A 12,752-nucleotide genomic window follows, 5' to 3' on the forward strand; every position below is an offset into this window, starting at 1 on the left:
CTCGTAGGATCGGCCAGTCATGATCACGAACTTCCTGCTCGACCACTCCGCCCTCGTGCCGGTGGCGATCCTGCTGGTCGCGCTCGTCTGCGCCGTCCTCGGTCACCTGTTCGCGGGCAGGCACCGGATCCTGTGGACCCTCACCGGGGTGTCCCTGGTGCCGGTCTTCGCGCTGACGCTGGTTCCCGCCGGCCGCACGATCGACGAGGTCGGGTGCACGGTCCAGTTCTCCCTGCCCACGCTCGGCGCGGTGGAACTCCTGGCCAACGTCGCGCTGTTCCTGCCTCCGGTGTACTTCGCCGCGCTGGCGTCCCGGCGCCCGCTGACGATGCTCGTGGCGGGCTCGGCGCTGTCCGCGGTGGTCGAGACCCTGCAGGCGCTCGTACCCGCGATCGGCCGCGCCTGCGACACCAACGACTGGCTGATGAACACCCTCGGCGGGGTCCTCGGGTTACTCCTCGCGCTCGGTACGGCGTGGCTGGTGGACCGCCGTGCTCAGTCCGGCAGTTCGACGGGCGCGATGTCGTCGTAGACGTCGCCCGGTCCCGGGTTCGCCGGGTCCGTCTCGCCGCCGAAATGGTGCAGGACGCCCCACACCGCGTTGAGCGCCGTCTGGACCGCGCCTTCCGCCCAGCCCGCCGTCCACGAAACGTCGTCGCCCGCCAGGAAAAGGCCGCGATGACGCTCTTCCAGCCGGTCCTGCATGAAATGCGTGAACAGCCGGTGCTGGTAGCGGTAGTGGCCGGGAAGGTTGGCCTTGAACGCGCCCATGAAATGCGGTTCGGCCTCCCACGAGACGGTCACCGGATCGCCGATGATGTGCCGCCGGACGTCGACGCCCGGATAGATCTCCTTCAGCGACTGAAGCATCACCTCGACCCGTTCGGACACCGAGAGCGGCAGCCACTTCAGCGAATCGTCGGCCCAGGTGTAGGACAGGCAGATCACCGCGGGCGCGTCCGGATCGTCGCCGAGCAGGTAGGTGCCGCGGGGCATGCGGTCGGTGAGCGTCATGCTCATCGTGTCGCGGCCGGTCTCCGGATCCTTGTCCAGCCAGAACGGCCGGTCCACCGGGACGAAGACCTTCGAGGACTCCATGTAGTGCGTGCGCTCGATCGCCGTCCAGTGGTCGATCGGGAACAGCGCCTCGTCGCATTCGATCTTCGACAGCAGCATCCAGCTCTGCGCGGTGAACACCGCCGCCGGATACGTACGGATTCGGCCTTCGGTGTCGGTCACGGTGATGTTGTTCGGCGCGGTGCGGTGCAGCCGGGCGACTCCGGGGTTCGGCCCGCCGCCGTGCAGCGAGCTCAGACTCGTTCCCGGGGGCCAGAACGCGATGTCCTCGGGCGCGTGTTCCCACAGCCGCAACGGAAGCTGCCTGCTGCCGCCCGCGATGCTGCGGTGCTCGTCGTCGGCGCCGGTGTAGACCACGCGCAGGATTTCCAGGATGGAGTTCGGGAAGTCGGTGTCCCAGCCGCCGGTGCCGAAGCCGACCTGGCCGAAGATCTCGCGGTCGCGGAACGAGGCGAACGCGGGTGACTGGCAGAGGAAGCCGTAGAAGGTCTGGTCGTCCAGCCGCGGCACGAGTTCGTTCCACAGCCGCTTGATGGTCTTCGTGTCGCGCTCGCGGATCGCGGTCTGCATCTCGGCGAACGCGGCCTGCTCGGCCAACGTGCTGTCCCAGGCGGCCGCGACCTTGCCGAAGACCGCGGGCAACTCGTCCGCCGTGCGGGCGTAGTGGCTCTCCCCTTTGAGATCGACGACGGTGCTCGGCGTTCCCGGTGCCAGCGGGTTCGGGAACGGAGTGGTCTCCAGGCCGACCTTGTCGATGTAGTGGAACAGCGCGGTGGACGCGGGCGGGAAGCGCATCGCGCCCATCTCCGCGACGACGTCGTCCGGGCAGCCGGGGAAGTTCACCGTGCGCAGGCGGCCACCGATTTCGGCGATCTCGTAGACGACCGGGCGCAGACCCAGCTTCATCAGTTCGTACGCGGTGACGATGCCCGAGAGGCCGCCGCCGATCACCGCCACCTCGGTGCCGTGCCGCTCGGCCGGAAGGGAGCCGAGTCCGGCGGGGTGGGCGAGAAAGTCGTCGTAGGCGAACGGGAAATCGGGGCCGAACATGGTGATCGGACGGCCCGCGGGCTCGTCGTGGTGGATCGCTGTCGGGAGGGCGGAGGTCATGCGGACAGTCCTCGGTACAGATCGGGCCGTCGGTCGGCCAGGTGGGTGTTCTCGAGCCGCGACGCGACGAGCGCGTCACGGGTGACTTCGGCGCTGATCAGCTCCGGCCCGGCGCCCGCCGTCGCGAGTACCTCACCGGTCGGGGCGACGACGCGGGAACGGCCGCAGTAGGTCAGTTCCCGCTCGGTGTCACAGCGGTTCGCGTAGGCGACGTACAGCTGACTCTCGTAGGCGCGGGCGGGCACCAGGGTGTCGGCGACCAGTTCGTACGGGCTCATCAGCGCGGTCGGCACCACGAGCACGTCGGTCCCCGCCAGCGCGTGTGCCCGCACCAGTTCGGGGAACTCGACGTCGTAGCAGATCAGCAGGCCGATCCGGAGACCGCCGAGATCCGCCTGCACGACCGCCTCGGCACCCGGCTCGAACCAGGAGCGGTCGATGTCGCCGAACAGATGTGTCTTGCGGTAGTTCGCCAGACGGCGTCCGTCGGGGCCGATCAGCTGAACGCTGTTGAACACGTGGGCGCCGTCGGATTCGGGGTAGCCGTAGACCAGCGCGGCCCCGGTTTCCCTGGCCAGCGCGGACATGCGGGCCGCCGTCGGCCCGTCGGCCGGTTCGGCGAGCTCGTGGGAACGGACGCCGATGTGGTAACCGGTGGTGATCATTTCGGCGGCGACCACGAGGTCGGCGCCCGACGCCGCGACGGCGGACGGCAGTTCGGCGTAGGGGCCCTGATGGACGGCGATCTTCACGCCATCGACGATATCCGCCGTTCTACTGCGCGGATAAGGCCGAATCGTTGCGAAAGATCTTGGCGGACCATCGGTTCGATGCAGTCCGATGCAATTCTGCGGCGATTTGTTGTCTTGGTCACCCGCCGGGCGGGGGTTCCTCCGTATGGTCGTCCGCCCAGCCCAGTGCCTCGGTGATCGCCTTCTCCGCGATGGCCGACATCGTCGACATATAGGTACCGCTGACGTGGTTGTCGTCGAGGTAGACGAGGACGTTGCCGATCACCGGCGGGCAGACCTCGGCCGTGCAGAAGTAGTCGCTGAAGTCGAGGAACCGCACGTTCGGCGGCAGATCCGAAAGCGTCTCGTACGGCGGCTCCGCCGCGTAGAGGTCGTAGCGCGGCGTCGCGCACTCGGGCGCCTCCGCGCCGCGGTTCTCTGCGCAGGCCGACGGCGACTGGGCGAACCGCGGGTTGTCCCGCACCGCCAGCACCGGAATGCCCTCCTCGTCGATCTTGCGCCACTGGGCGATGTAGCCGCCGGGAACCCGCTCCTCGACACCGAGTCGCACGTCCCTGGTGCCGATGGTCATCACCACGTCGGGCCGGGTCGTGAGGATCTCGTCGGCCACGGCGGTGTTCCAGTCGATGCAGGACTGGTCGCCCGGCACCGTGTCCGAGTCGGTGGAGAACGGACAGCCGCCGCGGAGGATCGAAGTCACCTCCCAGTTCCGCTGCTCGGCGATCGGCAGCAGTGCGCCGAGGAACTGCCCGGCGTGCGAGTCGCCGGTGACCACGATCCGGCGGGTGGGATGCCCCGACGTCTCCGAGGTGCAGACCTCGAGATCGCCGTTGCGCGGGGACGCTCCGCAGCGGGCCGGGTCGATACCCGCCCAGTCTTCGGAAACGGCGACGAACGACGGGACGAGCGGCGCGTCGGCGGCGCCCCAGTAGGTGAACCCGTCGGTGTGCGCGAGCGCGCCGGGATGATCGGGATCGTTGACCGCGATCGCATAGTTCTCCGCCTGTCGCACGCCGACCCACTGCCAGGCACCCGTCGCGGCGAGTACGGCCGCGAGCGTCGCGACACCGAACCGGTAGGCGCCCCAACGGGTTCGGACACCGATCCCGGACGCCCGCAGCGGCCGCTCGACCAGATGATGGGTCAGCACGGCGAGGACGAACGCCGACGCGATGATCACCGCGCCGCCTCGGAGCCCGACCTCCTCCTGATCGCGGGAAACGAGGTAGAACACCAGAACGGGCCAGTGCCAGAGGTACAGCGAGTAACTCAGGTCGCCGAGGTATCCGAGCGGGCGGCTGCTCAGGAAACGGTCCGCGCCGCCTTTGGACGCGGTGTCCCCCGCGAGGATCACCAGCGCCGCCGAAAGCGTCGGCCACAGCGCGAGATAGCCGGGGAAGACCGTCCCGACCTGGAGGACCAGTCCACAGGAGACGAGCCCCGCGACCCCGGCCCAGCCGAACACGACCCGCGCGGACCGGGGCACCCGGACGCGGTCGAGGAGCAGCGCGACCAGGCCGCCGAGCGCGAACTCCCACGCCCTGGTCAGCGAATCGAAGTACGCCAAGGGCTGATCGACGGCGGTGAGCCACACCGAGTACGCCAGCGAGGCCGCGAACACCGTGCCGAGGACCGCGAGCAACAGCGGGAGCACGTTCCGCCGCGCCCGCCTCGCGATCAACAGCACCAGCCCGACCAGCAGCGGCCAGACCAGGTAGAACTGCCCCTGGATCGACAGGGACCAGAAATGCTGGACGACGCTGGCCGAGTCGTGCTGCGCGAAGTAGTCGGTGGAATCCGCCGCCAGCTGCCAGTTCTCCAGGTACAGCGCGGAGGCGACGACCTCCTTGATCGTCTGGAACCAGCGGTTCTGCGGCAGCAGCACCATGCTCGCCGCGACGATCAGCAGCAACACGGTGAGCGCGGCCGGGAACAGCCGTTTGATCATCCGGCCCCACATCGGCCGGTATTCGATCTTCCCGCGCGCCGCCGCGCGGTAGAGCTGGCCGGTGACGAGGAACCCGGAGATCAGGAAGAAGGCGTCGACGCCACCGGAGATCCGGCCGAGCCACACGTGGTAGACGACCACCAGCACGCACGCGAGCGCCCGCAATCCCTGGATCTCCGGGCGGAACCGTCGCTCCGCCACACTCTCCCGCACACAACCACCACCATGATCAGGTCCGCCGACGCGCGGGGACCCTACGGCAGGAAGCTGTGAGCGAGCTGTGGCACCTCGTGACCGGTAACCGGCGCGCCAGGCTCCCTGGAGGGCTCTCGGGAACGCGTTGTGAAAGCCACGTTCGCAACGTTGAGGGTTGCGAACGTGGCGTTCACAACGCCGCCGTCCCGCACGTGAGGCATCGGTTCAGGTGGTCGTGGCCGACCCCGGGGGTCAGGTCGACTTCTGGCCGTCGATGCTCTCGCGCAGGATGTCGGCGTGGCCGGCGTGCTGCGCGGTCTCGGCGATGACATGCGTCAGCACCCGGCGCACACTGCGCACCGCGCCCGGCGGGTTCCAGGGTGCCTCCGGCAGCGGATGCGTCGCGGACAGGTCGGGGATCGAAGTGACGACCTCCTTCGTCCGCGCCGCCACCTCTTCGTATCGCTTGAGGATCCCCTCGAGCGTGTCGCCGGGCGACATCCTGAAGTTGTCCTGGTGGTCGATGGCCCACTGCGGGTACTCACGGGCGGTCCCGGCGCCGAGGTCGGCCCAGGTGACGCCTTCCGGCAGGTCGTAGGTCATCGCGGACGGACCCTCGACAACGAAGCGCAGCCAGCTCTCTTCGATCGAGGCGACGTGCTTGATCAGGCCGCCGAGGCTCAGCTCACTGACCGTCGGGCTTTCGGCGAGTTGCTCGTCGGTGAGGCCCTGGACGGTGCCGGTCAGCGTGGCGCGGATGGTGTCGAGGGCTTCGAGCAGGTCGGCGCGTTCGGCGTCGAGGATGGTGGCGGTCATCAGGCCCTCCGGGTTGTCGTTTTCTGGCACGAGACCGACTCTCGCAGGGGTAGAGGACAGGATGTGGCCTCTACCGAGGGCATCATGGAAACCATGCCGAAGACCTCCGCGCGACTGCTGTCGATGCTCTCGTTGCTGCAGGCCCGCCGCGACTGGCCGGGAGCGCTCCTGGCCGAACGGCTGGACATCAGCCCGCGCACGGTGCGGCGCGACGTCGACAGGCTCCGCGAGCTCGGCTATCCCATCGCGACGGTCAAGGGCCCCGACGGCGGATACCGGCTCGACGCGGGTTCCGAACTCCCGCCGCTGCTGTTCGACGACGACCAGGCGGTCGCGCTGGCGGTCGCGCTCCAGATCGCCACCACCAGCGGCGCGGGGATCGAAGAAGCGGCGATGCGGGCGCTGCACACCGTCCGGCAGGTCATGCCTTCGCGGTTACGGCGCCGGATCGACACGGTGCGGGTCACCGCCGTCGAATCGCCCGCGAGCCGTTCGGATCCCCGCGTCGACGGCGATGTCCTGCCGGCTCTCAGCGCGGCCGTCCACGCGCGCGAAGTCCTGCGCTTCGACTACGCGGGCACCGAACCGCCGCGCCGGGCGGAGCCGCACCATCTCGTCACCTGGCACGGCCGCTGGTACCTCGTCGCCTGGGACCTCGATCGCGAAGACTGGCGCACCTTCCGCGCCGACCGGATCACCCCGCGCACCCCGAACGGCCCGCGATTCACCCCGCGCGAGCTGCCCGCCCCGGACGTCGCCACCTTCGTCGCGAGCCGGTTCCGGGGATCTTCCGGCACGGACTCGAGCGAGTGGCCGTGCCGCGGCGAGGTGATCCTCGACCTCCCCGCCACCACCGTGGCGCACTACGTCCGCGACGGCGTCGTCGAGGAGGTCGGGCCCGATCGCTGCCGTCTGGCACTGGGGTCCTGGTCGTGGGCCGGACTGGCGGCGAGCATCGGGCGGTTCGACGCGGACATCGAGGTCGTCGGACCCGCTGAGCTGACAGAGGCTTTCGCCGTCTTGGCGCGCCGCTACACGAAGGCGGCCCGCGTTCAGTCCTCTGGATGCTGATCAGGAATCGAGAAGCGGCGTGGAAAGGTTTCGCCCTAATCTCCCCTCATGAAGACAAAACTCCAGGTGAGCACCATCATGTTGGGTGTCGAAGACCTCGACAGGGCCAAGAAGTTCTACGCCGAAGGCCTCGGCTGCGAGATCGAACAGGACTTCCCCGGCTTCGTGAAATGCGCGCTGGGCGAAGGGTCCCCGTCGCTGGCGCTGTACGAACGGGCGGCGGCGGCCGAAGACGCCGGCGTCTCCCCCGAGGGCTCGGGTTTCCGCGGTTCCTCGTTCCACCACATCACCGGCTCCCGTGAGGAAGTGGACGAGATCTTCCGTGCCGCCGTCGCCGCGGGCGCGACCGTGATCAAGGAGGCGGTGGGAGCCGATTGGGGCGGCTACTCCGGCTACTTCGCCGACCCCGACGGCAATCTGTGGAAGGTCGCGACAGCGTCCTGACACAACCTGCGCGCGGTGATCTTCTGCGCGAGACTGGAGCCATGCGACTGGATCTGAGCGGGAAGACGGCCTTGGTCACCGGATCGACCCAGGGCATCGGTTTCGCCATCGCCACGGGGCTGGCCAGGGCCGGTGCCCGGGTCGCGCTCAACGGCCGGGGCGAAGCCGGCGTCACGTCCGCGATCGACCGCTTACGCGGCGAGGTGCCGGACGCCGAAGTCGTCGCGGCGGCGGGTGACGTGTCCACCGACGACGGCACCGCCCGGGTTCTCGAGGCGGTGCCCGAAATCGACGTCCTGGTCAACAATCTCGGCATCTTCGGGTCGCAGTCCCCTTTGGACATCACCGACGACGAGTGGCGGCGGTACTTCGAGGTGAACGTCCTCGCCGCGGTGCGGCTCACCCGCGCGTACCTGCCGGGGATGACGAACCGCGGCTGGGGACGGATCCAGTACATCGCCAGCGATTCCGCGATCGTCATCCCCGCCGAGATGATCCACTATGGAGTGTCGAAGACAGCGTTGCTCGGCGTCTCGAGGGGTTTCGCCAAAACCGCGGCGGGGACGGGCGTCACGGTCAACTCGGTGATCGCGGGCCCGACCCACACCGGCGGCGTCGAGGACTTCGTCTACGAACTGGTCGACAAGGATCTCCCCTGGGACGAGGCGCAGCGCGAGTTCATGCGCCTGCACCGGCCGCAATCGCTGCTGCAGCGGCTGATCGAACCCGAGGAGATCGCCAACCTGGTGGTGTACCTGGCTTCTCCTCTCGCCTCGGCCACCACCGGGGCCGCCGTCCGCGTCGACGGCGGCTATGTCGACTCGATCGTGCCGTGAGGACGCCTCACGACTTGTGGTGCACCTCCTGGAGCCCGAACACGGGCGTCGGGATCCCTTCGTAACGCGCTTTCAGTTGCAGCGCCAGGTAAAGCGAGTAATGCCGCGACTGGTGCAGGTTGCCGCCGTGGAACCACAGCCCGTCCTGCCGCGTGGGCTTCCACATGTTGCGCTGCTCCCCTTCCCACGGCCCGGGGTCCTTCGTCGTGTCCGAGCCGAGGCCCCAGCACTTGCCGACGCGGTCCGCGGTCTCCTGTCCGACCAGGTCGGCGACCCAGCCGTTCATCGAGCCGTATCCGGTGGCGTAGACGACGAGATCCGCTTCCAGTTCCGTGCCGTCGGACAGCACCACCTTGTCCCGGGTCAGATGGTCGACCTGACCGTGTGCCAGCTTGATCTTCCCGTCGGCCACCAGTTCCGACGCGCCGACGTCGATGTAGTAGCCGGAGCCGCGGCGCAGGTACTTCAGGAACAGGCCGGATCCGTCGTCGCCCCAGTCGTGCCGGAACCCGGCCGCCTCCAGCCGCGCGTAGAAGTCCTTGTCCCGCTCGCGGATGGCGTCGTACACCGGGATCTGGAACCGCGGCAGGAGCCGGTACGGGATCGACGCGAAGATCATGTCCGCCTTGTCGGTGGTGATCCCCGCCTGCACCGCCCGCTCCGAATACAGGTCGCCGAGTCCCAGGTCCATCAGGGAATCCGACTTGACGATATGTGTCGAGGACCGTTGCACCATGGTGACGTCGGCGCCGTGTTCCCACAGTGCCGCGCAGATGTCGTGCGCGGAGTTGTTGGAGCCGACCACGACGGCCTTCTTGCCCGCGTACGAGTCCGGGCCCGGATGCTGTGACGAATGGTGCTGATCGCCGTCGAAGTCGTCCATCCCCGGGAACGACGGGAGATTCGGCTTACCGGACATCCCGGTCGCGAACACCACGTGCCGCGGCGTGAGCACCAGTTCCTCGCCCTCGCGGACGACGGTCACCAGCCACTCCTGCTTTTCCTCGTCCCAGGAGGCGGAGGTCACCTCGGTGCTGGTCCAGTACGGCACCTCCATGAGCCGCGTGTACATCTCCAGCCAGTCGGCGATCTTGTCCTTGGGCGCGAACACCGGCCAGTTGTCCGGGAACGGGAGATAAGGCAGGTGGTCGTACCAGACCGGGTCGTGCAGGCAGAGGTTCTTGTACCGCTTCCGCCACGAATCGCCGGGACGCTCGTTGCGTTCGAGGACGAGTGCGGGCACGTCGAGCTGCCGCAGCCGGGCACCGAGCGCGATACCGCCCTGACCACCGCCGATGACGACGACGTACGGCTGCTGGTCGTAGCCGAGCCGCGCCTGCTCCTCCTCGCGCTTCTCCGCCCACGACTTCCGTCCGCGGACGACGCCGTGCTCGACCCCTTTCGGCCGCTGAGTGTTGCGCCGCTCCTCGAAACCCTTGAGCTCACGCAGGCTCGTCAGCAGCGTCCAGGCGCCTTCGTCCTTCAGTCGCAAGTGGCCCTTCGCGCGGCCAGTCGCGGTTTCGAACTCCAGCCACGCTTCGGTCACGCCGTCGGCTTCGGTCGGTGTCTCGGTGGTGCGGAATCCGGACGGCTCGATGCCGTCGAGACAGGCGCCGAGCAGGCCTGCCACCCCGTCGCGGCCTTCGACCGTCTTGATCGTCCAGGTGAAGGCGACCAGGTCGCGCCAGTAACTGTCGACGGCGAAGAGCGTGGCGGCGGCTTCGACGTCGCGGGTCGCGAGGGCAGCTTCGAACCGGCTCAGCCAGGCGTTGACCCGCGCTTGCGGCGAGTCCGTCGCCTCGATCCGGTCCACCGTCTGTGTCATGGCCACTCCCAAACCTCGGCGTTTCGGCTGTTACCCCGATCACACGCCGCGGGCGGGGACGGCGGCAAGGGTTGCACCGTGTTGCAGCGCGACTCCTTGGCGCGGTCGGTCCGGCCGACCTATGCTGATCCGTCGACGCGATGGTGCGGAGGTGGCCCGTGGGCGTGTTCAGCTCGGTCCCGCCCGGCGCCGACCTGCCGATGCACGCCCGCGACCTGGTCCGCATGCACGAAGCCGTGATCGGCGGCGGCCGTCCGCGGGTCCGGCCGCGGCCGCTGGTGTCGCGATCGTGGTCGCGTGCGCTGAGCCTGGGGCTGGCCGCCGACGGGATGAACACCCGGGATTCCGTCCCGCTCGACGAGGTCGCCCGCCGTCGCCGCGCCTCCCCGCTGCGCCACGTCGTCGAGAGCCTCGGCCAGGTGCTCGGTGCGACCTCCGACACCGCGAACATGCTGCTGGTGGTGACCGACGCCGAGGGCATCATCCTCTGGCGGGCGGGCTCCCCCGCCGTCAAGCGCCGCGCGGACACCTTGGGCTTCACCGAAGGCTCCGAGTGGACCGAGGCGCGGGTCGGCACCAACGCGATCGGCACCGCGCTCGCCGAGGCAGCACCCGTGGAACTGCTGGCCGGGGAACATTTCGAACAGGGCCAGCATCCCTGGTACTGCACCGCGTCGCCGGTGCACGATCCGCGCACCGGCGAACTGCTCGGCGTGATCGACGTCAGCGGACCCGCGTTGACCCTGCATCCCGCGATCGCCGCGCTCGTGGAGACCGGACGGCGGCTGGCCGAAGCCGAACTCTGGCGTCACCACCAGCAAGGCCTGGACAAACTGAGGAGGACCGCCGAACCGCTGGTGGCGGGCATGGGCGGTCCGGCGCTGCTGGTGGACGACGACGGCTGGGTGGCTCACGCCGCCGGCATCGCCCCTGGCGAGCGGATCGCCGCCCCCTCGGAAGGCCAGATCCTCGCCGTTCCCGGTCTGGGCGCCTGCCTGCCCGAACGCCTGGCCGAGGGCTGGCTCGTCCGCCCCGCCGACACCGCTCGCCAGGTCCGGCTGGATCTCGAACTCGGGCACGCGCCGATGCTGCGGATGCGGGCGGGCGACGCCGGCTGGGTGCGCACCGTGACACCCCGGCACGCGGAGATCCTCGTGCACCTTCACGCGACGGGTCCGTCCGGGCTTTCGGCCGAGGCGCTCAGCCGCGCGCTCTACGGTGACGCCGAACACCTCGTCACCGTCCGCGCCGAGGTCTCCCGGCTGCGGCGGCTGCTCGGAGCCATTGTGGACACCCGCCCGTACCGGCTCGCCTCGGGCGTCGGCCTGACGGTCCACAAAGGACTCGAATAGGCGGCTGAGCCGCTCCCGGTTGCGCGGAGACCATGCCGGGTACTCCGCGCGCATGGAGATACTGCTCGCCGGGGCCGGCGTCCTGGCGTTGTGCGCCGCGGTGCTGCCGAACCTGCTGCACGAACGCGCGCTGTCGATGCCGCTGATCCTGCTGGTGGGCGGGCTGATCTTCGGGTTGCTCCCGTTAGGACACCCCTACGGCGACGGGGTGCTCGACCCGCGGTCCCATGTGGGCGCCGTCGAGGTGATCACCGAACTCGGTGTCCTGGTGTCGCTGGTGGGCGCGGGACTGAAATCGGACCGGCTGATCGGCTGGCGATCGTGGAACTCGACCTGGCGGCTGCTGGCGATCACCCTGCCGTTGTCGATCGGCGCGGTCGCCCTGCTCGGCTGGTGGGCGCTCGCCCTCTCCCCCGCCGCCGCGCTGCTGCTGGGCGCCGTGCTGTCACCGACCGATCCGGTGCTGGCGAGCGACGTCCAGGTACCGGCGCCGCATACCGACGACGGCCGGGGCGCGGACAACGAGATCCGGTTCACGCTGACCTCGGAAGCCGGGCTCAACGACGGTCTGGCGATGCCGTTCGTGCTGCTGGCCCTCGTCCTGGCCGGGACGGCGAGCACTTCTCCCGTGCCGTGGTTGCTGACCGAGGTCGTCGTCCCGCTCGCGATCGCCGTACTGGTCGGTCTCGTCTGCGGCCGGTTGCTGTCCTGGCTCATGTTCCGGGTGCGGCACGAGCGGCTGCGCCTCGGTGAGTACTCCGACGGGCTGGTGGTGCTGGCCATCGCGTTCCTGCCCTTCGCACTGTGCGAGTGGCTGGGCGGGATCGGCTTCGTCGCGGTGTTCACCGCCGCCGCGACCATTCGCGCCAGCGAGCGCTCACACGAGTACCACGGCGTACTGCACGAGTTCGGTGACCAGCTGGAACGCCTCTTCGTCGCGCTGGCCCTGCTCGGCCTCGGTGTCGCGCTGGGCGACGGGCTCCTGGCGGGCCTGAAACTCGCCGAAGTCCTGGTGGCAGTGGCCGCCGTGATCGTCGTGCGCCCGCTGTTCGGTGGGCTGGCCCTGATCGGCGGCGGCGCCACACAACCGGCGGCGACGGCGATCGCGTTCTTCGGCATCCGCGGGATCGGCAGTCTCTACTACCTGTCCTACGCCCTGGGGCACGGCGACTTCCCGATGGCCGACTCGCTCTGGCGCGTCACGGCGCTCACGATCGCGGTGTCGGTCCTCGTGCACGGTCTCGTGTCCGGTCCGGTGATGCGCAAACTGGAGAACCGGGGCAGCTGAACACGTGAGTTCCGGCTTCAATCACACGAGATCCGGGT

11 protein-coding genes are annotated in these 12,752 nt (G+C 69.3%); 6 read left to right on the top strand and 5 right to left on the bottom strand.

The annotated features are described in order from the left end of the window. Positions 1–19 precede the first annotated feature (19 nt). Positions 20–532 (top strand): VanZ family protein, encoded by a 513-nt coding sequence (locus HDA45_RS03750; RefSeq protein ID WP_184891899.1) that lies wholly within the window; start codon positions 20–22, stop codon positions 530–532. On the opposite strand, the gene HDA45_RS03755 is transcribed toward HDA45_RS03750, so the two are convergent. From HDA45_RS03755 to HDA45_RS03770, 4 genes are all read right to left on the bottom strand, one after another. Continuing rightward, positions 496–2,187: a flavin monoamine oxidase family protein gene (locus HDA45_RS03755; RefSeq protein ID WP_184891900.1), complete on the bottom strand. Its 1,692-nt coding sequence runs from the start codon at positions 2,185–2,187 to the stop codon at positions 496–498. The two genes, HDA45_RS03750 and HDA45_RS03755, sit on opposite strands and share 37 nt — an antisense overlap. Further along, a complete protein-coding gene (locus HDA45_RS03760) occupies positions 2,184–2,939 on the bottom strand; it encodes a nitrilase-related carbon-nitrogen hydrolase (protein ID WP_184891901.1) in 756 nt (251 codons plus the stop codon). The genes HDA45_RS03755 and HDA45_RS03760 overlap by 4 nt, the downstream gene beginning before the upstream one ends. Positions 2,940–3,057: 118 nt before the next feature. Continuing rightward, positions 3,058–5,100 (bottom strand): SGNH hydrolase domain-containing protein, encoded by a 2,043-nt coding sequence (locus tag HDA45_RS03765; RefSeq protein WP_184891902.1) that lies wholly within the window; start codon positions 5,098–5,100, stop codon positions 3,058–3,060. Between the two features lie 234 nt (positions 5,101–5,334). Continuing rightward, positions 5,335–5,898: a DinB family protein gene (locus HDA45_RS03770; RefSeq protein WP_184905268.1), complete on the bottom strand. Its 564-nt coding sequence runs from the start codon at positions 5,896–5,898 to the stop codon at positions 5,335–5,337. A 93-nt stretch (positions 5,899–5,991) separates the two neighbouring features. Here HDA45_RS03770 and HDA45_RS03775 point away from each other — a divergent pair, with 93 nt between their 5' ends. The 3 genes from HDA45_RS03775 to HDA45_RS03785 are packed head-to-tail and all read left to right on the top strand — an operon-like array spanning position 5,992 to position 8,249. Further along, complete coding sequence (locus tag HDA45_RS03775) at positions 5,992–6,969, top strand: helix-turn-helix transcriptional regulator (RefSeq protein ID WP_184891903.1); 978 nt, start codon at positions 5,992–5,994, stop codon at positions 6,967–6,969. Between the two features lie 48 nt (positions 6,970–7,017). Continuing rightward, complete coding sequence (locus tag HDA45_RS03780) at positions 7,018–7,413, top strand: VOC family protein (RefSeq protein ID WP_184891904.1); 396 nt, start codon at positions 7,018–7,020, stop codon at positions 7,411–7,413. A gap of 41 nt (positions 7,414–7,454) precedes the next feature. Beyond that, positions 7,455–8,249 (top strand): SDR family NAD(P)-dependent oxidoreductase, encoded by a 795-nt coding sequence (locus HDA45_RS03785; RefSeq protein WP_184891905.1) that lies wholly within the window; start codon positions 7,455–7,457, stop codon positions 8,247–8,249. A 7-nt stretch (positions 8,250–8,256) separates the two neighbouring features. Here HDA45_RS03785 and HDA45_RS03790 read toward each other — a convergent pair whose 3' ends face one another. After that, on the bottom strand, positions 8,257–10,074 hold the full coding sequence (locus HDA45_RS03790; RefSeq protein WP_184891906.1) for an NAD(P)/FAD-dependent oxidoreductase: 1,818 nt from the start codon (positions 10,072–10,074) through the stop codon (positions 8,257–8,259). 158 nt (positions 10,075–10,232) lie between these two features. On the opposite strand from HDA45_RS03790, the gene HDA45_RS03795 reads away from it, so the two are divergent. Both HDA45_RS03795 and HDA45_RS03800 read left to right on the top strand, forming a co-directional pair. Beyond that, the gene (locus HDA45_RS03795) at positions 10,233–11,426 is read left to right on the top strand and encodes a sigma-54-dependent transcriptional regulator family protein (protein ID WP_184891907.1); all 1,194 of its coding nucleotides are present in this window, start codon (positions 10,233–10,235) and stop codon (positions 11,424–11,426) included. A 52-nt stretch (positions 11,427–11,478) separates the two neighbouring features. Beyond that, positions 11,479–12,714 (top strand): cation:proton antiporter, encoded by a 1,236-nt coding sequence (locus HDA45_RS03800; RefSeq protein ID WP_246480600.1) that lies wholly within the window; start codon positions 11,479–11,481, stop codon positions 12,712–12,714. Positions 12,715–12,752: the final 38 nt, after the last annotated feature.

Source organism: Amycolatopsis umgeniensis, from assembly GCF_014205155.1.
Taxonomy (GTDB): Bacteria; Actinomycetota; Actinomycetes; order Mycobacteriales; family Pseudonocardiaceae; genus Amycolatopsis; species Amycolatopsis umgeniensis.